At 71.0% G+C, this 19,938-nt stretch carries 14 protein-coding genes and 2 pseudogenes; 10 read left to right on the forward strand and 6 right to left on the reverse strand.

Features of this window, described 5'->3' with window-relative positions; all coding sequences use genetic code 11:
• Positions 1 to 164: 164 nt before the first annotated feature.
• From AB0J12_RS35085 to AB0J12_RS35100, 4 genes are all read left to right on the forward strand, one after another.
• Positions 165 to 1,550: an extracellular solute-binding protein gene (locus tag AB0J12_RS35085; protein WP_363268717.1), complete on the forward strand. Its 1,386-nt coding sequence runs from the start codon at positions 165 to 167 to the stop codon at positions 1,548 to 1,550.
• A gap of 67 nt (positions 1,551 to 1,617) precedes the next feature.
• Positions 1,618 to 2,898 carry a sugar ABC transporter permease gene (locus AB0J12_RS35090; RefSeq protein WP_363268747.1) on the forward strand — a complete coding sequence of 427 codons (1,281 nt, stop codon included), beginning with the start codon at positions 1,618 to 1,620 and terminating at the stop codon, positions 2,896 to 2,898.
• On the forward strand, positions 2,895 to 3,809 hold the full coding sequence (locus AB0J12_RS35095) for a carbohydrate ABC transporter permease (RefSeq protein WP_363268718.1): 915 nt from the start codon (positions 2,895 to 2,897) through the stop codon (positions 3,807 to 3,809). Before AB0J12_RS35090 ends, AB0J12_RS35095 begins: the two co-directional genes overlap by 4 nt.
• A 134-nt stretch (positions 3,810 to 3,943) precedes the next feature.
• Positions 3,944 to 5,362 carry a glycosyltransferase gene (locus AB0J12_RS35100; protein ID WP_363268719.1) on the forward strand — a complete coding sequence of 473 codons (1,419 nt, stop codon included), beginning with the start codon at positions 3,944 to 3,946 and terminating at the stop codon, positions 5,360 to 5,362.
• Positions 5,363 to 5,553: 191 nt separating this feature from the next.
• Here AB0J12_RS35100 and AB0J12_RS35105 read toward each other — a convergent pair whose 3' ends face one another.
• Positions 5,554 to 5,967, reverse strand: coding sequence for an organic hydroperoxide resistance protein (locus tag AB0J12_RS35105; protein WP_363268720.1), 414 nt, complete (start codon positions 5,965 to 5,967; stop codon positions 5,554 to 5,556).
• A 143-nt stretch (positions 5,968 to 6,110) separates the two neighbouring features.
• On the opposite strand from AB0J12_RS35105, the gene AB0J12_RS35110 reads away from it, so the two are divergent.
• The gene (locus tag AB0J12_RS35110) at positions 6,111 to 6,581 is read left to right on the forward strand and encodes a MarR family transcriptional regulator (RefSeq protein WP_363268722.1); all 471 of its coding nucleotides are present in this window, start codon (positions 6,111 to 6,113) and stop codon (positions 6,579 to 6,581) included.
• Between the two features lie 85 nt (positions 6,582 to 6,666).
• On the opposite strand, the pseudogene AB0J12_RS35115 reads toward AB0J12_RS35110, so the two are convergent.
• Positions 6,667 to 7,080: pseudogene (locus AB0J12_RS35115) on the reverse strand (ankyrin repeat domain-containing protein).
• Positions 7,081 to 7,133: 53 nt separating this feature from the next.
• Here AB0J12_RS35115 and AB0J12_RS35120 point away from each other — a divergent pair.
• On the forward strand, positions 7,134 to 8,087 hold the full coding sequence (locus tag AB0J12_RS35120; RefSeq protein ID WP_363268724.1) for an ADP-ribosylglycohydrolase family protein: 954 nt from the start codon (positions 7,134 to 7,136) through the stop codon (positions 8,085 to 8,087).
• A gap of 345 nt (positions 8,088 to 8,432) precedes the next feature.
• Here AB0J12_RS35120 and AB0J12_RS35125 read toward each other — a convergent pair whose 3' ends face one another.
• Positions 8,433 to 9,059, reverse strand: coding sequence for a TetR/AcrR family transcriptional regulator (locus AB0J12_RS35125; protein WP_363268725.1), 627 nt, complete (start codon positions 9,057 to 9,059; stop codon positions 8,433 to 8,435).
• Positions 9,060 to 9,218: 159 nt separating this feature from the next.
• Here AB0J12_RS35125 and AB0J12_RS35130 point away from each other — a divergent pair, with 159 nt between their 5' ends.
• The 3 genes and pseudogenes from AB0J12_RS35130 to AB0J12_RS35140 all read left to right on the forward strand — a co-directional run.
• Complete coding sequence (locus tag AB0J12_RS35130; RefSeq protein ID WP_363268726.1) at positions 9,219 to 10,136, forward strand: ABC transporter permease; 918 nt, start codon at positions 9,219 to 9,221, stop codon at positions 10,134 to 10,136.
• A 46-nt stretch (positions 10,137 to 10,182) separates the two neighbouring features.
• Positions 10,183 to 10,998: an ABC transporter ATP-binding protein gene (locus tag AB0J12_RS35135; protein ID WP_363268748.1), complete on the forward strand. Its 816-nt coding sequence runs from the start codon at positions 10,183 to 10,185 to the stop codon at positions 10,996 to 10,998.
• Positions 10,999 to 11,105: 107 nt separating this feature from the next.
• A pseudogene (locus tag AB0J12_RS35140) lies at positions 11,106 to 11,558 on the forward strand (serine/threonine-protein kinase); the annotation flags it as partial.
• 505 nt (positions 11,559 to 12,063) lie between these two features.
• Here AB0J12_RS35140 and AB0J12_RS35145 read toward each other — a convergent pair.
• Positions 12,064 to 17,016 carry an NAD-glutamate dehydrogenase gene (locus tag AB0J12_RS35145; protein ID WP_363268727.1) on the reverse strand — a complete coding sequence of 1,651 codons (4,953 nt, stop codon included), beginning with the start codon at positions 17,014 to 17,016 and terminating at the stop codon, positions 12,064 to 12,066.
• A gap of 853 nt (positions 17,017 to 17,869) precedes the next feature.
• Here AB0J12_RS35145 and AB0J12_RS35150 point away from each other — a divergent pair.
• Positions 17,870 to 18,436, forward strand: a complete 567-nt coding sequence (locus tag AB0J12_RS35150) for a DJ-1/PfpI family protein (RefSeq protein WP_363268729.1) — start codon at positions 17,870 to 17,872, stop codon at positions 18,434 to 18,436.
• A 13-nt stretch (positions 18,437 to 18,449) separates the two neighbouring features.
• Here the strand turns inward: AB0J12_RS35150 and AB0J12_RS35155 are convergent, their stop codons facing one another.
• On the reverse strand, positions 18,450 to 19,115 hold the full coding sequence (locus tag AB0J12_RS35155) for an HAD family hydrolase (protein ID WP_363268730.1): 666 nt from the start codon (positions 19,113 to 19,115) through the stop codon (positions 18,450 to 18,452).
• A gap of 56 nt (positions 19,116 to 19,171) precedes the next feature.
• Positions 19,172 to 19,687: a hypothetical protein gene (locus AB0J12_RS35160; RefSeq protein ID WP_363268731.1), complete on the reverse strand. Its 516-nt coding sequence runs from the start codon at positions 19,685 to 19,687 to the stop codon at positions 19,172 to 19,174.
• Between the last annotated feature and the right edge of the window lie 251 nt (positions 19,688 to 19,938).

A 19,938-nucleotide genomic window follows, 5' to 3' on the forward strand; every position in this document is an offset into this window, starting at 1 on the left:
TCCTCGACCACGGCCTCAGCAACGCTGGAGACCCATCACGACGCGGTCACGATCCTCCGGTTGACACCCGTCGCGCTCTTGCCGACCCCTTTGACCCGGCGTAGACCAGACGGCACGGGGCAAACACTCGATCGTTCGACGACGGGCGAAAGAACGGGGAAGTGATGCGCACCACGAGCAGGAGCACCACCCGGAACACCAGGGGAGCGAGGGCCGCAGCGGCCGTTGCCGCGGGCGCCCTGGCCTTCTCCCTCGCCGCGTGCGGGGGCGGCGGCGACAAGGACGGCACCAAGGCGGCCGGGTCCACCCCCAGCGCCGGCGACAGCGGCCTGAACCTGCCGAAGCTGAACGGCACGCACCTTGAGGTCGCGGCCGTGTGGACCGGCGCCGAGCAGGCGAACTTCAAGAAGGTTCTCGCGGAGTTCGAGAAGCGCACCGGCGCGAGCGTGACGTTCGTACCCGCGCAGGACCCGATCATCAACTTCCTCGGTTCCAAGATCGCGGGCGGGCAGCCGCCGGACGTGGCGATGCTGCCGCAGCCCGGCGCCATCAAGCAGGCCGTGGACAAGGGCTGGGCCAAGCCGGTCAACGCCGACGCCCTCTCCGAGTTGAGCAAGAACTACTCGCAGGGCTGGCAGAACATCGGCAAGGTGAACGGCAAGCAGTACGGCGTGTACTACAAGGCCGCGAACAAGTCGCTGATCTGGTACAACGCCAAGGTCTTCGAGAACGCGGGCGCGAAAGAGCCCAAGACGTGGAAGGACCTGCTGAACACCGCGCAGACGGTGTCCGACTCGGGTGTCACGCCGTTCTCCATCGGCGGCGCGGACGGCTGGACGCTCACCGACTGGTTCGAGAACGTGTATCTGTCGCAGGCCGGTCCGCAGAAGTACGACCAGCTCGCCCAGCACAAGATCAAGTGGACGGACCCGTCCGTGAAGGACGCGCTGACCACGCTGGCGCAGATCTGGGGCAAGCAGGACTGGATCGCCGGCGGCCCGAACGGCGCGCTGCAGACGGAGTTCCCCGCGTCGGTGACGCAGACGTTCACCGGCGGTGACCAGCCGAAGGCCGCCATGGTCTACGAGGGCGACTTCGCGCAGGTCAACATCACCGAGACCAAGGCGAAGGTGGGCACGGACGCCAAGGTGTTCCCGTTCCCGACCGTGGGCGGCACCGCGCCGGTGGTCTCCGGCGGTGACGCGGCGGTGATCCTGAAGGACTCCAAGGGCGCCCAGGCGCTGGCTAAGTGGCTGGCCTCGCCGGACGCGGCGACCATCCAGGCCAAGTTGGGCGGCTACCTGTCGCCGAACAAGAGCGTGCCCAACTCGGCGTACCCGAACGAGGTGCAGCGCAAGATCGCCAAGGCGCTGATCGACTCCGGTGACGTCTTCCGGTTCGACATGTCCGACCAGGCCCCGCAGTCCTTCGGCGGCACGCCCGGCAAGGGCGAGTGGAAGGAGCTGCAGGACTTCCTGAAGAACCCGACCGACGTCGCGGGCACGCAGCGGAAGCTGGAGGCGGACGCGGCCGCCGCCTACGGGAGCTGACGCCATGGCGTCGGCCACCGCGGCAGGGGTCTCCAAGACCCCTGCCGCTCCTCGCAGGCGCAAGAGCGTGACCGGCACCCGCAAGACCGTGGCGGCGCTGTTCCTGCTGCCCGCGCTGGTGCTGCTGGGCGCGCTCGTGGTCTACCCGATCGGGTACTCGGTCGTGCGCAGCTTCTACGACCAGTCCGGCAACTCCTTCGCCGGCATCGACAACTACAAGGCCCTGTTCACGGACGAGGGCATCCGCACCGCGCTGAAGAACAACATCATCTGGGTGGTGTTCGCGCCGACGATCGCCACCGCCCTGGGGCTGATCTTCGCGGTGCTGACCGAACGGGTGCGCTGGGGAACGGCGTTCAAGCTGGTCGTCTTCATGCCGATGGCGATCTCCATGCTCGCGGCCGGCATCATCTTCCGCCTGGTGTACGACCAGGACCCGGACAAGGGTGTGGCGAACGCGGTGTGGGTGGGCGTGCACGACACGTTCGTGCAGTCGTCGGCGTTCCCGAAGGCCCACCCGGGCCGCACCTCGCCGCTGGTGCCGGAGGGCGGCGGCTTCGTCACGAAGACGCCGGTGCAGGCGGGGCAGCCGGTCCTGCTGCCGCTGGTCGGTGTCGCGCCCGACCAGATGCCCGGCAGCGCCACGAAGGCCGTCGCGCCCAAGGCCGAGCCGGGGAAGATCACCGGCACGACCTGGCAGGACTTCACGCGCGGCAAGGGCGTCGGCAGGCTGGGCTCACCCGACCCGTCCGAGCTCGGGTACGCCGGGATGCGGATCGAGGCGGTCAAGGACGGCAAGGTGGTGGCGTCCACGACGGCCGGCGACGACGGCACGTTCACGCTGCCGGACAAGGCCGCCGGGGCGCAGCTGAGGCTTCCGGCGAGCAACTTCAAGGAGGCGTACAACGGCCTGGACTGGCTCGGCCCGTCACTGGTCACGCCGGCGATCATCGGGTCGTACATCTGGATGTGGGCGGGCTTCGCGATGGTGCTGATCGCGGCCGGGCTCGCCGGGGTGCCGCGCGAGCTGCTGGAGGCGGCGCGGGTCGACGGGGCCAACGAGTGGCAGGTGTTCCGGCGGGTCACGGTGCCGCTGCTGGCGCCTGTGCTCGCGGTCGTGGCCGTCACGCTGATGATCAATGTGCTGAAGATCTTCGACCTGGTCTTCATCATCGCCCCGGGCTCCTCGCAGGACGACGCGAACGTGCTGGCGCTGGAGCTGTACCGCAAGGGCTTCTCCGAGGACCAGCCGGGCATCGCGAGCGCGATCGCGGTGTTCCTGCTGCTGCTCGTGATCCCGGTGATGTGGTTCAACATTCGCAGGCTGCGGCGGGAGGTGCGGCGATGACGGCGGACGCCGGCAGGCTGACGCAGGCGGTGCCGCCGCCGGCCGGGGCCGTGAAGGTGAAGCGGTCTCCGGCCTCCCGGCTCGCGGGCTGGGTCAGCGGCGGCGCGGTGCGCGTGTTCCTGATCGTCGTCGGCCTGTTCTGGCTGGTGCCGACGATCGGTCTGCTGATCTCCTCGCTGCGCACGCCCGAGGACATGAACGCCAGCGGCTGGTGGACGGTGTTCAGCAAGCCGTCCCAGCTGACCTTCGCCAGCTACACCAAGCTGCTGGAGAACCCGGACATCACCAACTCGCTGGTCAACACCGTGCTCATCACGGTCCCGGCGACGGTGCTGGTCGTGGTGATCGGCTCGCTCGCGGGCTACGCGTTCGCGTGGATGGAGTTCCCGGGCCGCGACTGGTGGTTCCTCGGCGTGGTCGGGCTGCTGGTGGTTCCGGTGCAGGTGGCGCTGATCCCGATCGCCGAACTGTTCGGCAAGCTCGGCCTGTTCGGCACGATCTTCGGGGTGATCCTGTTCCACGTCGGGTTCGGCCTGCCGTTCGCGGTGTTCCTGCTGCGCAACTTCTTCGCGGAGATCCCGCGCGAGCTGCTGGAGGCGGCCCGGCTGGACGGCGCGGGTGAGCTGCGGCTGTTCACACGGGTCGTGATGCCGCTGGGCGGGCCGGCGATCGCCTCACTGGGCATCTTCCAGTTCCTGTGGGTGTGGAACGACATGCTGGTGGCGCTGGTGTTCACCAAGTCCGGCACCCAGCCGATCACGGTCGCGCTGCAGACGCAGGTACGGCAGTTCGGCAACAACATCGACGTGCTGGCACCCGGCGCGTTCATCTCGATGGTGGTCCCGCTGGCCGTGTTCTTCGCGTTCCAGCGGCAGTTCGTGTCCGGGGTGATGGCGGGCGCGGTCAAGTAGCCGTCCTGTCCGGCCGGTTGGGGACGGCGAGGGGTGCGCCCTTCGCCGTTCCCCCGGATGCCGTACGGGCCGTAACCCCTCCCCCACCTGGTCCGTTGCCGGGCAAACGCCCGTGCCGAGACCATGGATGCCCGTTGCCCAGGTTCAGTGTCATCGTCCCCGCGTTCCAGGTCCAGGCGTATCTGCCCGCGTGCCTGGAGTCGGTGCTGTCGCAGTCGTACACCGACTGGGAGCTGATCGCGGTCGACGACGGTTCACCGGACGCGTGCGGAGCGCTGATCGACGAGGCGGCGGCAGGCGATCCGCGGGTGCGGGCCGTGCACCTGCCGGAGAACTCCGTCGCGGGCCCCGCCCGCACCACGGGACTGGCCCGCACCGGCGGCGACTACCTGCTCTTCCTGGACGGTGACGACACCCTCGCGCCGGGCGCACTGCGCGCGATCGCCGACCGGGTCAAGGAGGCCGGCGAGCCGGACGTGCTGGTGTACGGGCACACGCGCGTGTCTCTCGACGGGCGGGTGGTGCGGGCGACGCGGGGCCGCCTGCTCACCGAGCGCGGTCCCGCGCCCTTCCGGCTCGAGGACCGTGCGGGGCTGCTGGGCCTGCCGCCGGCGGCGTGGGACAAGGTGTGCCGCCGGGAGCGGGTGGGCCTCGCCCTCCCGCAGGGGCGGCACGCGGAGGTGCCGTGGTCGTATCCGCTGATGCTTTCGGCGCAGTCGCTCGCCACGCTGGACCGGGTCTGCGTGCAGCGCCGGGAGCGGCTCCACCACCGCGGCCGTGGCGACGGCGGCCGCGCCGGGCGTGCCGACGTCGTCGGGCAGGACGGCCGTCTCTTCGGGGTCGTCGAGCAGTACGGCCGCCTCTTCGGGGTCGTCGAGCAGTACGACCGTCTCTTCGGGGTCGTCGAGCAGTACGGCCGTCTCTTCGCGTTCGTCGAGCGGCACCCGGAGCTTCGGCGGTGGCGGCCGGTGCTGTCGCGCCGGATGTCCGGCCATCTCGCCACGCTCGCCGCCCGCCCGGCGCGGCTGCCGCGCAGCGCCCGCGCGGAGTTCGCCCGCCTGGTCCGCGCCCTGCACCGACGCCACGGGACGGCCGGTTTCTCGGCGCCCCTGGTCCGGTTCGGGCTGCTGCGCACCGTCCGGGCGCTGCGGCTGACGGCGGCCGCGGCGCGCCGCACCGGCCGGCTCGCCGTACGACTGGCCCGGGGACTGCGGGTGGCCGCGCTGCGGCTGCACTACCGCGTCCAGCGGTGCCTGCCGCTGCGCGCCGACCGGGCCGTGTTCACGGCCGAGGACGAGCGCGGGTACGGCGGTGACCCGGGCGCGCTGGAGGCCGCGTTCCGCACCCACGCCCCGCACATCCGTACGGCGTGGATCACGCGCCCCGAACACGGGCACACCGTGCCGCCGGGCCCGCACCGCCTCGCCCCCGGCACCGCGGCCTACTGGACGGCACTCGCCCGCTCCCTCTACCTCGTCGCGGGCGGCGAGCCGCTCTCGACCCCCGCTGAGCGTCCCCCGCCGGCCGATCCCCACCGACAGATCACCCACTGAACGTCCTTGAGGCTCCCGGGAGTTCCCATGCCGTCCAGTCCCTCACGGCCCACGCCGACCCGGCCGCCCGTCTGGCGCCCGGCCGGCCGACCCGGCGGCGGCCGCGGCCGGGGAACGCGGGTGCGCCCGCGACTCCCCTGAAGGAGTGCGGGCGCGGGACCGCTCGATGAGACGCGCGGGCGCGCGCGGGACTACTCGATGACCAGGTCGACGGGGATGTTGCCGCGGGTGGCGTTGGAGTAGGGGCAGACCTGGTGGGCGGTCTCGACCAGCTTGCGGCCGGTGGCCTCGTCGACGTGGTCCGGAAGCTCGATGCGCAGGGTGACGGCGAGCCCGAAGCCCTCGCCCTGCTTGCCGATGCCCACCTCGCCGGTCACGGCGGCGTCGCTGACGTCCACCTTGGCCTGCCGGCCGACCAGTCCGAGGGCGCTGGCGAAACAGGCGGCGTAACCGGCGGCGAAGAGCTGCTCGGGGTTGGTGCCCTGACCGTTGCCGCCCATCTCCGCCGGGATGGCCAGCTGCAGGTCGAGCCGCCCGTCGGAGCTGACGGCGCGGCCCTCGCGGCCGTGGGTGGCGGTGGCGACGGCGGTGTAGAGCGTGTCCATGGCGGACCTTCCCTCTCGGTGTCGGGGTGACGGCCACCAGTAGAGCACGAAAATTAGTTGTGCACAACTAAGTAATGCGCAACTTCATAGGGTCGCGCTCTGCTGTCCGCAACTCAATGTCCCGACGGAGCTACCCTGGACCCATGACCTCGACCACCCCGCCCCCCGCCGAGCAGGAGGACTGGCTCCGCCTGGACCGCCAGATCTGCTTCTCCCTGCACGCCGCGTCCCGCGCCTTCAACGGCGTCTACCGCGTGATCCTCAAGGACCTGGGCCTCACCTACCCGCAGTACCTGGCGATGCTCGTGCTGTGGGAGCGGGGCGAGCTGCCCGTCAAGAAGCTCGGCGAACACCTGCGCCTGGACTCCGGCACGCTCTCGCCGCTGCTGAAGCGGCTGGAGGCGGCCGGCCTGGTCCGGCGCGAGCGCGACGCCCAGGACGAGCGGTCGGTCCGGGTGCGGCTCACCGAGGAGGGCGCGGCACTGCGCGAGCGTGCCCTTCAGGTGCCGCGCAGGATCATGGCCTCCACCGGCTTCGACCTCGACGAGATCCGGGAGCTGCGCAGCCGTCTCGACCGCCTGACGACGGCGCTGGACGAGGCGGCGCACGAGTAGAGCGCGCCTCTGGGCTAGTCGGCCCGAACTGCCCCCGACAGGCGCCGGACCCCGGACCGCGCGCTGGGCAACGCGTCCTAGCCGCCTAGCCGGCTGCCTCCTCGGCTCCGGCGGCCCGCAGCACGGCGGCCGTCTCGTCATGTCCCCCGGCAAGGGCCCACCGCAGGGGCGAGTGACCGGTCCCGCCGTCCTCGCGGAGTCCGGGGCCGGCACCGCCGTCGAGCAGGGCACGCACCGTCTCAGTATGTCCCCAGCAGGCGGCCCCGCACAGGGGCGTGCCCTCACTGCCCCGCCCTCCGGCGGCGCACCGGCCGCGAGCAGCAGCCGCACGGCACCGGCCTCGCCGTTGACCGCCGCGGCGTACAGGGGCGTGGTGCCGTCGGCATCGGGCAGCTCCGGTGAGGCACCGGCCCGCAACGGCTCCGGCCCCGGCCACGTCCCCCAGCATGGCGGCCGCCACGAGCCGCCTGGTGAGCTTCTTCTGCCGTCGCCTGTTCACGAGCGGGGACGCTAGGCGAGGGCGGAGCGCGTCGTCGACTGTATTCTCCGCCGATGCCCCACGACACAGCCCGCGCGGAGCGTGCTCTCGGCGCCGTCCTCGGTTCCGCTGTCGGCGACGCCCTGGGTGCGCCCTTCGAGTTCGGACCGGAGGGCGCCTTCTCGGCGCGCTTCCCGCACGCCGGGCACGGCGCGGAGATGTGCGGGGGAGGCGGCTGGGACCCCGGGGAGGCGACCGACGACACGCAGATGGCGGTGCTGACCGGGCAGTCCCTGCTGGAGTGCGGCGGGCTCGACCTGCCGGACCTCTTCTGCCGCTTCCGGCGCTGGGCGGCGGCCGACCCGAAGGACATCGGCCTGCAGACGGAGGCGGTGCTGAGCAGCGGCGACCCGTGGGACACCGCCGCAGCCCTGCATTTCCGGATGAACGGGCGCGCGGCGGGCAACGGCGCGCTGATGCGGGCCGCCCCGCCGGCCGTGTACTTCGCATCCCGGGGCCGCGAGGCCACCTGGGACGCTGCCCGCCGCATCGCCGCCCTCACCCACGGGGACCGGGCGGCGTGGGAGGGCACAGCCGTCTTTCACGAGCTCGTCCGCGTCGCCCTGGCCGGCGGCGACCCGCTCACCGCCGTGCCGGACACGCTGGACGCCGTACACCCCGATCACCGGGAGCGCTACGCCGTCGTACTCGCCCCCGACTGGCACCCCGACGACGCCACGGAGTTCAACGGCGCGGTCTGGCCCTGTCTCGGGTCCGCCGTCTGGGCGCTGCGGACCACCTCCGGGTACGAGGACGCCGTCCGCGCCGCCGTGGACCTCGGCGGCGACACCGACACCGTCGCCGCGGTGACCGGTGGCATCGCCGGAGCCGTGTACGGCCGTGCCGCGATCCCCGAGCGCTGGCTGGAGCCGCTGCACGTGCCGCTGCCCGGATTCGGCGACCGCGTGCTGCGCACGCCGGAGCTGACCGAACTCGCCCTCGGGCTGAACGCGGGAACCGGGTCCTGACGCTTGGAGCGCCCCGGCGTCGCGGGCCGATGCGCTCGGCCGAGTTCTTCGGGCGGGGTGGGTGACCCGGACCCCGGCCACTGGGCCCTGTCGTTTGGATCAGGCCGGCTGTGAGGTGCGGTGCGTTGCGGCCGACCCGAGCGGGGTCTGGTGCGTGCAGCTGCAAGGCGGAGGAGGGCGCCAACGCGGTGGGGGTCCCCCCTGCTCGAAGAGCTCGGGGGAGTTGGCAACCGACGACAACGCGGCTGGGGGTCCCCCCTGCTCGAAGAGCTCGGGGGAATGCGTGCCAGACCCCGCGACGCCGGGATGATCCAAACGACAGGGCCTAGCTGCGAGCGGCGGAGCCTACAGCGCCCGCAGTGCTCCCGCCGTGCTGCGGGCCAGGGCGTCCAGGTAGCCCTTGGGCAGCTGGGGGCTGCGGATGACGACCGAGCGCCAGTACAGGGGGCCGGAGATCAGGTCGAGGGCCAGGTCCTCGTCGATGTCGTCGCGGATCTCGCCGCGCCGCTGGGCCGCCGCGACGATTCCGCTGGCCACGCCCTCCTGGCCCTCCCGCAGGGTCTTCTGCATGGCCTCGGCGATGTCCGGATTGCGTGCCGCCTCCGCCTGGAGGTCGGGGATGATCTGCGAGGCCACCGGGTGGCGCAGGGCGCGCGAGGTCACCTGGTACAGCAGCCGCAGATCGCCCTCCAGCGTGCCCGTGTCCGGCACCGGCAGGCCCATCACCGCGAGCGCCGACACCACGTCGAGGACCAGGTGCAGCTTGGAGCGCCAGCGCCGGTAGACCGCCGTCTTTCCGACGCCCGCCCGCCGGGCGATGCCCTCGATGGACATGCGCGCGTAGCCGACGGCCGCGAGCTCCTCGAAGACGGCCGCCCTGATGGCCTCCGTCACGTCCTCACGGAGTACGGCGGCGCCGGCGGGTGCCCGGCGGCGCGCAGGCGTCTGGGGCCCGTCGGCGTTCGTCGTCATACGACCAGCATAGGCCGTCACGACGAAACGGTTGCGTCCCGACGTCGAATGGGCCTACGCTCGCGTTACGACGCTACGGTCTCGTCCCGACGTAAGAAGCGGGATAGAGAACCGTAAGGAACGACGGGAAGACCCCCGCCCCGAACGAAAGCAGCGGATGTGAGCCAGGCCCTCGACACACCGCCCCCGACCTCGAAGCCGGCCGCCCCACCCGACCTCGCGGCGCTCGCCGCCCGCCACGGCCTGTCGGTCAGCGGCGCGCGCCCCTCCCTGCCGGAGTACGTCCGCCAGCTGTGGGCGCGCCGCCACTTCATCACCGCCTTCGCCACCGCCAAGCTCACCGCCCAGTACAGCCAGGCGAAGCTGGGCCAGGTGTGGCAGGTGATGACCCCGCTGCTGAACGCGGCGGTCTACTACTTCATCTTCGGCGTGCTGCTCGGCACCAAGCACGGCGTCGCGGACTACATCCCGTTCCTGGTCACCGGCGTGTTCGTGTGGACCTTCACGCAGAGCTCGATCATGGCCGGCACCCGTGCCATCTCCGGCAACCTCGGCCTGGTGCGCGCCCTGCACTTCCCGCGCGCCGCGCTGCCGATCTCCTTCTGCCTCCAGCAGCTCCAGCAGCTGATGTTCTCCATGGCCGCGCTGCTGGTCATCCTGCTGTGCTGCGGCGTCCCTGTCACCCTGTCCTGGGTCCTGCTGATCCCGGCGCTCGTCCTGCAGTTCGCGTTCAACGCGGGCGTGTCGATGATCATGGCGCGGATGGGCGCGAAGACCCCGGACATCGCCCAGCTGATGCCGTTCCTGCTGCGCACCTGGATGTACGTGTCCGGCGTGATGTGGAGCATTCAGAAGACGGTCGGGAACAACGACGTACCGCACTGGGCCGTGACCGCCCTGCAGTGCAACCCGGCCGCCGTCTACATCGACCTGATCCGCTTCGCCCTCATCGACACCTTCCACGCGAACCAGCTGCCGCCGCACGTGTGGGCGGTCGCGGCGGGCTGGGCGCTGCTCGCCGGCGTCGGCGGCTTCATCTACTTCTGGAAGGCAGAGGAGACCTACGGCCGTGGCTGACACCCTCCTGAACGGCACCCTGGCCGACGACCTCCTGCGCGACGCCGTGGCCGGCGGCTTCCCGAGCGCCGGCGAACCGGCCCCCACCGTCGTCGTCGACCACGTCGACATCGTCTACCGGGTCAACGGCACCGGTGCCGGCCGCGGCAGCGCCACCGCCGCGCTCAACCGCATCCTGCGCCGCGGCAAGGCCGAGAAGGCGTCGGGCGTGCGCCGGGTGCACGCCGTGAAGAACGTCTCCTTCGTCGCGTACAAGGGCGAGGCGATCGGCCTCGTCGGCACCAACGGCTCCGGCAAGTCCACCCTGCTCAAGGCCGTCGCGGGCCTGCTGCCGGTGGAGCGGGGCCGGATCTACACCGACGGCCAGCCCTCCCTGCTCGGCGTCAACGCCGCCCTGATGAGCGACCTGACCGGGGAACGCAACGTCTACCTCGGCGGCCTCGCCATGGGCATGTCCCGCGAGCAGATCAAGGCCCGCTACCAGGAGATCGTCGACTTCTCCGGGATCAACGACAAGGGCGACTTCATCTCCCTGCCGATGCGCACCTACTCCTCCGGCATGGGCTCCAGGCTGCGCTTCTCCATCGCCGCCGCCAAGGACCACGACGTCCTCCTCATCGACGAGGCCCTGGCCACCGGTGACGCCCACTTCCAGAAGCGTTCGGCCGAACGCATCCAGGAGATGCGCAGGCAGGCCGGCACGGTCTTCCTCGTCAGCCACAGCAACGCCTCGATCCGTGAGACCTGCGGCCGCGTGCTGTGGCTGGAGCGCGGCGAACTCCTCATGGACGGCCCCACGGAGGAGGTCCTGAAGGAGTACGAGGCCTTCACCAAGGGCGGCAAGAAACCGAAGCCCGCCTAGGCCAACGGCACCAGGCCCCCCGGCACTTGAAACCCCGCGCGGTGCCGGGCCGCCCTCCGCTACCCTCGCCGCACACGACGATCAAGGGAACGGGGGGCGCGGTCGGCATGGCGGCGGACGTGACAGGTGAACGGCTGCGGGCCGAGGACCCGCGGGAGATCGCCGGGTACCGGCTGCTCGCCCGGATCGGCGAGGGCGGCATGGGCACCGTCTACCTCTCCCGCACCCGCGGCGGCCAGCCCGTCGCGCTGAAGGTGATCCGGCGTGACTTCGGCGGCGACCCGGGCTTCCGTGCCCGCTTCGAGCAGGAGGTCCAGGCGGCCCGCAGGGTCCAGGGCTACCACGTCGTCCCGGTCGTCGACCACGACACCACCGGCGAACGGCCCTGGCTCGCCTCCGTGTTCGTCCCCGGCCTGCCCCTGCACGAGGCCCTCGCGGCACACGGCCCGCTGCCGCTGCCGGCCGTCCTTCAGCTCGTCGGCGCCACCGCGCGGGCGCTGACCGCGATCCACTCCGCCGGCATCGTGCACCGCGACCTCAAGCCCAGCAACATCCTGCTCAAGACGCCCTGGGGCAAGAGCGCCGGCACCACGCCGGAGCAGTGCCTGGAGGGCGCCCGCGACGATGTCCTGCCCGCTCAGATCGAGGCCGAGGACCTGCGCACCACCATCCCGGTCGGCACCGTCCTGTGCACCGAGACCGACGAGGGCAACCTCGCCATGCTGAAGGTCACCGACATCACCACGGGCGCGGGTGACCTCCCCGACTACGCCACCAAGCTCACCCTCTTCAAGCAGCGCTAGGCCCTGTCGTTTGGATCATCCCGGCGTCGCGGGGTCTGGCACGCACTCCCCCGAGCTCTTCGAGCAGGGGGGGACCCCCACCGCGTTGGCGCCCTCCTCCGCCTTGCAGCTGCACGCACCAGACCCCGCTCGGGTCGGCCCGAAAGGCACCGCACCTCACAGCCGGCCTGATCCAAACGACAGGACCTAGCCGGGGCGCGTACACGAACGGGGGCGCCCCGGGCCGAACCGGCCCGGGGCGCCCCCTTCGGCGCAGATGTCCCTACGCGTGCGTGCGCAGCAGCGTCCGCATCGTGCGCATCGCCACCGACAGGTTGGCGAGGTCGAAGGCGTCCGAGCCCTGGATCTCCTCCAGCGTGGTGCGCGCCCGCCCCAGGATCGGCGCGTTCTTCTGCTCCCACAGCTCGAAACGCTGCTCCGGCGTGGACGTGCCGTTGCCGACGGCCAGGACGTCCGCGGTGAGCGCCGCGTGCGCCGCGAAGAGGTCCTCGCGGATCGCCGCACGGGCCATCGACTGCCAGCGGTCGTTGCGCGGCAGCTCGATGATGCGGTCCATCAGCTGCGTGATGCCGAGCCGGTCGGCGAGGTCGTAGTACACCTCGGCGACGTCCAGCGGCTCCTTGCCCATGCGGTCGGCGATCGAGACGATGTCCAGCGTCGGGAACGCCGAGGAGAACCCGGCGACCCGCGTGGCCAGCTCGTCCGGCACGCCGGCGCGGGTCAGCTCGTCGTAGATCTGCTCGTACCACTCGAGGTCGTCGCCCCGCAGCAGCTTCGGCAGCTCCTGCCACACGTGCTCGACACGCTCGGCGAAGAAGTCCACCGTCTCGCGCAGCTGCAGCGGCTGCGGCCGGTTGTTCAGCAGCCAGCGCGTGCCGCGCTCGACCAGGCGGCGCGAGTGCAGCCGGATACGGGTCTGCACCGCGGCGTCGACCTTGTTGTCCAGCTCCTCCACCGCGTCCCACACGATCCCGGAGCGGAAGATCACGCGAGCCGCGGTCTGCGCCCGGACGATCTCCTCCAGCGACGCGCCGGTCTCCTCGCGCAGACGGTGCAGATACGTCGTACCGCCCGTGTTGACGGTGTCGTTGACCAGCACGGTCGTGGTGATCTCGCGGCGCAGCGGGTGGCCGTCGATGCGGTCGGCGAACTTCTCGCGCAGCGCGGTCGGGAAGTAGCAGTGCAGCAGCTCGCGCAAGTACGGGTCGTCCGGCAGCGAGGTCGCCAGCAACTCCTCGGACACCGTGATCTTCGTGTACGCCAGCAGCACGGCCGTCTCCGGGCCGGTCAGGCCCTGGCCCTGCGCGAGGCGCTCGCGGATCTGCCGGTCGGTGGGCAGGAACTCCAGCGCCCGGTCCAGGTGGCCCTCGCGCACCAGGTGGCGCAGGAAGCGCTGCTGGGCGTGGAGCATGTCCTTGGACTGGGCAAGGGCGTTGGCGATCGCCGTGTTCTGCGCGTAGTTGTTGCGCAGCACGAGGTGGCCGACCTCGTCGGTCATTTCCGCGAGCAGCTTGTTGCGCTGCTTGACGGTCATGTCGCCGTCCGCGACCAGGCCGTTGAGCAGGATCTTGATGTTCACCTCGTGGTCGGAGGTGTCCACGCCCGCGCTGTTGTCGATGGCGTCGGTGTTCACCTTGCCGCCGAGGTGCGCGAACTCGATCCGGCCCAGCTGGGTCAGACCCAGGTTGCCGCCCTCGCCGACGACCTTGACCCGCAGGTCCGCGCCGTCGACACGGATCGCGTCGTTGGCCTTGTCGCCGACGTCGGCGTGCGACTCCGTGGAAGCCTTGACGTAGGTGCCGATGCCGCCGTTCCACAGCAGGTCCACCGGCGCCTGGAGGATCGCCTTCATCAGCTCGGCCGGGGTCAGCTTGGTGACGCCCGCCTCGATGCCGAGGGCCTCGCGGATGTGCGCGTTGACCGGGATCGACTTGGCGCTGCGCGGGAAGATGCCGCCGCCCGGGGACAGCAGCTCCTTGTTGTAGTCCTCCCAGCTGGAGCGCGGCAGGTCGAACAGACGGCGCCGCTCGGCGTAGGAGGTCGCCGCGTCGGGGTGCGGGTCGATGAAGATGTGCCGGTGGTCGAACGCGGCGACCAGGCGGATGTGCTCGCTCAGCAGCATGCCGTTGCCGAACACGTCACCGGACATGTCACCGATGCCGACGACCGTGAAGTCCTCGCTCTGCGTGTCCACGCCCAGCTCGCGGAAGTGCCGCTTGACCGACTCCCAGGCACCGCGGGCGGTGATGCCCATGCCCTTGTGGTCGTAGCCCGCGCTGCCGCCGGAGGCGAAGGCGTCACCGAGCCAGAAGTTGTACGACTGCGCGACGTCGTTGGCGATGTCGGAGAACGTCGCCGTGCCCTTGTCGGCGGCGACCACCAGGTAGGTGTCGTCCTCGTCGTGGCGCACCACGTCCTTGGGCGGGACGACCTCGCCCGCGACCATGTTGTCGGTGATGTCGAGCAGCGCCGAGATGAACGTCTTGTAGCTGGCGACGCCCTCGGCCAGCCACGCGTCGCGGTCCTCGGCCGGGTCGGGCAGCTGCTTGGCGACGAACCCGCCCTTGGCGCCGACCGGCACGATGACGGTGTTCTTCACCATCTGCGCCTTGACCAGGCCGAGGATCTCCGTGCGGAAGTCCTCACGCCGGTCGGACCAGCGCAGACCACCGCGGGCGACCTTGCCGAAGCGCAGGTGCACGCCCTCCACACGCGGCGAGTACACCCAGATCTCGAACGCCGGGCGCGGCGCCGGGAGATCCGGGATCGCCTGCGGGTCGAACTTCATCGACACGTACGTGTGCGGCGTGCCCGCGTCCGTCTTCTGGAAGAAGTTGGTGCGCAGGGTCGCCTTGATGACCGTGAGGAAGGAACGCAGGATGCGGTCCTCGTCCAGGCTGGCCACCTGGTCGAGAGCGGCGTCGACCTCCTCCAGCAGGGCGTCGATCAGCTCGAGACCGGCCTTCTGCCGCTCCGGCGCCATCCGCGCCTCGAACAGCGAGACGAGCAGCCGCGTGGTGTGGACGTTGTTGCGGAGGGTGTCCTCCATGTAGTCCTGGCTGAAGGTGGAACCGGCCTGCCGCAGGTACTTCGCGTACGCCCGCAGCACCATCGCCTGCCGCCAGGTCAGCCCGGCGCTGAGCACGAGGGCGTTGAAGCCGTCGTTCTCCGCCTTGCCGGTCCAGGTGGCGGCGAAGGCGTCCTGGAAGCGCTCACGGGCGTCGTCGCCGAGGTAGTCGGCGCCGCTCACCGCCTTCGGCATGCGCAGACCGAAGTCGTAGATCCACGCCACGGACCGGTCCGCGCAGCGCAGTTCGTACGGTCGCTCGTCCATCACCTCGACGCCGAGCTGCGCCAGCACGGGCAGCACCTTCGACAGCGAGATGGACTCGCCCTTGCGGTAGATCTTGAAGCGGCGCTCGTCCTGCGCTGCGCCCACCGGCTCGTACAGGCTGAGCGAGAAGTCCTTCTCCTTGTCCAGCGCTTCGAGGTGGACGAGGTCGGCGACCGCGGAGCGCGGGCTGTGGTCGGCCTTGTAGCCCTCGGGGAAGGCGTTGTTGTAGCGGCGCAGCAGCTCGGCGGCGTGCTCCTCGCCGAACTCGGCGTTCAGCGCCTCCGCGAACCCGTCCGCCCAGGAGCGGGCCGCCTCCACCAGGCGGGTCTCGATGCGCTCCTTGTCGCTGTCGCTCAGCTCCGGCAGCTCGGTGCCCGGCGCGACACGGACGACGAAGTGCAGGCGGGACAGGATCGACTCGGTGTTCCAGGCGGTGAAGTCGACGCTGATACCGCCGAGCTCCTCCTTGAGGATGTCGATGATCCGCAGCCGCACCCCGGTGGTGTAGCGGTCGCGGGGCAGGTAGACCAGGGCCGAGTAGTAGCGGCCGTACTCGTCCTGCCGCAGGTACAGCCGCAGCCGGCGGCGCTCCTGCAGGTACAGCACCGACGTGACGATGGGCTGGAGTTCCTCCGCCGGCATCTGGAACAGCTCGTCGCGCGGGTAGGTCTCCATGATCTGGAGCAGGTCGCGCCCGTCGTGGCTGTTCGGAGAGAAGCCGGCGCGCTGCAGCACCTCGTCCACCTTGCGGCGGATGACCGGGACACGCAGCACGGACTCGGTGTAGGCGGCCGAGGAGAACAGGCCGAGGAAGCGGCGCTCACCGACGACGTTGCCGTCCGCGTCGAACTTCTTCACACCGATGTAGTCGAGATACGACGGCCGGTGCACGGTCGCGCGGCTGTTGGCCTTGGTCAGCACGAGCAGCTTGTGCTCGCGCGCCTTGGCGCGGGCGTCGGCGGGCAGCCGCTCGAAGGAAGGGCTGACCGGGTGCTGGTCGTCGTCGGCGTGGTGCGGGTCGGAGCGCAGGATGCCGAGCCCGGTGCCGGGGACGGCGGCCAGGGAGTCGTCCTCGCGCAGCTGGTACTCGCGGTAGCCGAGGAAGGTGAAGTGGTTCTCGGACAGCCAGCGCAGCAGCTCGCGGGCTTCCTCGACCTGCTGCTCGGGCAGGTCGGCGGGGCGGGGCTCGTCGGCCAGGCCGTCGGCGAGGCGGGCCGAGGCGTCCCGCATCTTCTCCCAGTCCTCGACGGCCTCACGCACGTCGGACAGCACCCGCAGCAGGTCCGTGGTGATCTGCTTGAGGTCGGCGCGGTCGGTCTCACGGTCGATCTCGACGTGGATCCAGGACTCGATGTGCGCGTCGTGCGGCAGGTCACCGGACGGCGGGGTGGTGAGGACCTCGATCAGCTTGCCGGTGACGTCGCGGCGCACCAAGACCTGCGGGTGGATCACGACGTGGATGCCGCGGCCCTGCCGGGTGAGCTCGTTGGTGACCGAGTCGACGAGGAAGGGCATGTCGTCGGTGACGACCTCGACGACGGAGTGGCTGCACGTCCAGCCGTTCTCGTCGACCGTCGGCGTGTGCACGCGGACGCTCGCCGTGCCCTGGGGGCGATTCTCGGCCAGGCGGTAGTGCGAGTAGGCGGCACCGAAGACGTCGACCGGGTCGCGGTCGACGAGGTCCTCGGGCGCGGTGTGCAGGTAGTAACGCTGGAGGAACGCGAGTACGGTCTCCCGGTCCGTGGTGCCCGTGCCCGGGGTGTCCGGGGAGCCCTCGGCCGTGGTCCCGGTCGGAAGGTGCCCCCCGACCGGGCTGTTCTCAGCGACCCGGGCCGCCCGTTCGAGCAGCTCGGCCTTGGCTTCGTCCAGCTTGGTCTGCATTGTCCTCTGGCTCCTGTCGCGCGCCGTTGCGTGACGTAGAAGGAAGTACGGTCTCCGCCCTTCCGACGTGACGCCGAGACGCGGGGTGTCCGGTCTGTTCCGACGCTATGCCGCAAGGTGAGATGAGTGGGGGGATATCGGCCATGTTCAACACACCCGCAACACGGGACGCCGTTTCGCGTGCCGCCTGCTTCGGGGATGTGTCCGGCGTCCTGGGAGCCCTTGGGGCCCCGACCCGCCCGTGAAGACCAGCGACCGCCGCCCGGTCACGGATGTCGTCCGTGCTCGCCGGGCGCAGGGCAGGGGCAACACTGCCCCCGCGAGCTATCGCGCTGATCACGCCACCAAGGCTATCGCTCCTTACCGGGGGCCCGTCATGAGCCGTATGTGTACAAATCCAGGGGTGGAAGTTTGACGTTCTGCACAGGGGCCGGAGGCTGACGGGTGACGTAGGTACGAAATCCGCAGCGACCCGCCTTGCGGCAACCGCCCCGCCGGCACCAACCGACACAACGGCCCCGCCGACGCCGGGCAGCGCCACGCACCGCGTGCACCGACCCCGCGTTCATCCGGCAGCACCAGACACCTCGTCCGCCGGTCAGCGCCACGCACGGCGTCCACCGACCCCACCGAGGCCCCGCAGCTCCACGCACCGCGTCCACCGACCCCACCGAGGCCCCGCAGCTCCACGCACCGCGTGAACCCGCCACGGCCCGGAAATCCGCGCTGCCCGAATCCGCCATGGCATCCGGGACGGAATCCGCACGGAATCCGGCGCGTCCCCCTTGGCAAGGCCGCGCCGGCGAGGCACGTTGCCCTTGGAAGCCACTGCCCCGAGGGGAGCGCAGCCGACATGCCCGCGAAAATCCTCATCGTCACCGGCGACGCAGCAGAGTCCCTGGAAGTCCTCTACCCCTACCAGCGCCTCATCGAGGAGGGCTACGAGGTCCACATCGCGGCTCCGACCCGCAAGAAGCTGCAGTTCGTCGTCCACGACTTCGAACCCGGCTTCGACACCTACACCGAAAAGCCCGGCTACACCTGGCCCGCCGACCTCGCCTTCTCGGAGGTCGACCCCGGCGACTACGCCGCCGTCGTCATCCCCGGCGGACGCGCCCCGGAGTATCTCCGCAACGATCCCGAACTCCGCAAGATCCTCAAATCCTTCTTCGACACCGACAAGCCGGTCGCCCAGATCTGCCACGGCCCGCTCGTCACCGCAGCCATCGACGGCCTCCGTGGCCGCCGCGTCACCGCGTACCCCGCCCTGGAGCTGGACATGCAGTCCGCCGGCGCGACCTTCCAGGACGCCGAGGCGGTCGTCGACGGCACCCTCGTCTCCTCACGGGCCTGGCCGGACCACCCGACCTGGATGCGCGAGTTCCTCACCGTGCTGCGCGCGAAGGCCCCCGTGACCTGATCCTCACTGACCCTCACGCCGCTATGCGCCGGGCCTCCTCGACGGCCTCTTCGAGCGTGTCCACGACCGGCACCCCGACCCCCTCGAGGCTGGCCCGGCTGTGCGACCCGCCGGTGTACAGCACCGCCTGCGCACCCGCGTGCCGCGCGGCCAGCGCGTCGTCGGCGGCGTCCCCGATCACCACCGTGCGCGCCGGGTCCACGCCGGTCAGCAGACTCAGATGCCGCACCATGTGCTCGGCCTTGCTGCCGCCGGACGGCCCCGTACGCCCGTCCACCCGCAGGAAGTGCTCCTCGATCCCGAAGGTCCGCACCAGCGGGACGAGGTCCTCGTGCCCGTACATGCTCAGGATCGACTGGCTGTGCCCCGCCGACCGCCACCCGGTTAGCAGCTGGGCCGCACCCACGGTCAGCTCGCACCGTACGCGGTGCTCGGCGTAGTACCGGTGGAAGATGCCGTCCATCAGCTCCCACTCGGCGTCCGTGGGCAGTCTCCCCAGCAGCCGCTCGTAGAACTTCGGCACCGGCACGCAGTACAGCGCGCGGTACTGCTCCAGCGTGATCGGCTCGAGTCCCAGCTCGCCGAACGCCGCGTTCGTCGCCCCGATGATCGCCTCATTGTCGTGGAACAGCGTGCCGTTCCAGTCCCAGACAATGTGCGACGCTCCTCGCATCCCCATGCCAAAAAGGTACCCGCCCCCACTGACAATCGGGGACTGACGATGATCACCGCAGGTCAGATGCCCTGCACCAGATTCGGGATCTCCTGCGTCGCGTACCACAGCAGCTCATGGTCCTCGGCGCCGTCCACCACGAACTGCGCGTCGTCGTCCCCGTCCTCCGCCGTCGGCAGCGCCTGCGCGGCGGCCGCCACATCCGCCTCGGCGTCGTCCGCGTCCATGTGCACCGCGGCCGCCTTGCCCAGCCGCACCGGGCCGCTCACCCGCACCTCGCCGAGCGCCACCGGGTCCAGCGCCCGGCCGGGGTCGGCGCTCGCCGCACCGTCGGGCACGTCCACGGCGACGACCACCCGGCGGCGCGCCGCGCCCGGATCCGCCGCGAGCAGCCGCAGCGAGGCCAGCGCGGCCCGGCTCAGCGCCGCGTACTCCAGCTCCTCGATGTCGTCGGAGACGTACCACTCGCGCAGCCCGGGCGTGACGGCGTACGCCGTCACCGGCCCGTCGGCCCCCAGCTCACCCGACTTGTACGCCTCGGCGAGCGCGGGGAGGGTCAGGGGGACGTAGACGCGCATGGCCGGCACCGCTTTCTCATGGTCAAAGGGACTTCAGGATACGACGCGGGGCGGTCCCCTTTCGGGTTCCTGTCCCCACCCTGCAAGGCGTCCACCGCGGTCCGCCGGTTCACCCCCCACCGCCCGCCGCACGGCGGGGCCGGACGCGCCACGTCACCCGGATAAGTGAACTTCCGCCCGCCGCTCCCCGGCGCGTTCCCTGCTTGCCCGACCCTCACCAGCCGTACAAGATCCGTGACGAGAAGTTACCG

This window comes from Streptomyces sp. NPDC049915 (genome assembly GCF_040656475.1).
Taxonomy (GTDB): Bacteria; Actinomycetota; Actinomycetes; order Streptomycetales; family Streptomycetaceae; genus Streptomyces.

Bases quoted from the DNA above. Each gene is read 5' to 3' on its own strand.
- AB0J12_RS35120 (WP_363268724.1), top strand. From the start codon at position 7,134: ATGCCCCACGACACAGCCCGCGCGGAGCGTGCTCTCGGCGCCGTCCTC.
- AB0J12_RS35110 (WP_363268722.1), top strand. From the start codon at position 6,111: ATGACCTCGACCACCCCGCCCCCCGCCGAGCAGGAGGACTGGCTCCGC.
- AB0J12_RS35105 (WP_363268720.1), bottom strand. From the start codon at position 5,967: ATGGACACGCTCTACACCGCCGTCGCCACCGCCACCCACGGCCGCGAG.
- AB0J12_RS35085 (WP_363268717.1), top strand. From the start codon at position 165: ATGCGCACCACGAGCAGGAGCACCACCCGGAACACCAGGGGAGCGAGG.
- AB0J12_RS35155 (WP_363268730.1), bottom strand. From the start codon at position 19,115: ATGGGGATGCGAGGAGCGTCGCACATTGTCTGGGACTGGAACGGCACG.
- AB0J12_RS35125 (WP_363268725.1), bottom strand. From the start codon at position 9,059: ATGACGACGAACGCCGACGGGCCCCAGACGCCTGCGCGCCGCCGGGCA.
- AB0J12_RS35095 (WP_363268718.1), top strand. From the start codon at position 2,895: ATGACGGCGGACGCCGGCAGGCTGACGCAGGCGGTGCCGCCGCCGGCC.
- AB0J12_RS35150 (WP_363268729.1), top strand. From the start codon at position 17,870: ATGCCCGCGAAAATCCTCATCGTCACCGGCGACGCAGCAGAGTCCCTG.
- AB0J12_RS35160 (WP_363268731.1), bottom strand. From the start codon at position 19,687: ATGCGCGTCTACGTCCCCCTGACCCTCCCCGCGCTCGCCGAGGCGTAC.
- AB0J12_RS35145 (WP_363268727.1), bottom strand. From the start codon at position 17,016: ATGCAGACCAAGCTGGACGAAGCCAAGGCCGAGCTGCTCGAACGGGCG.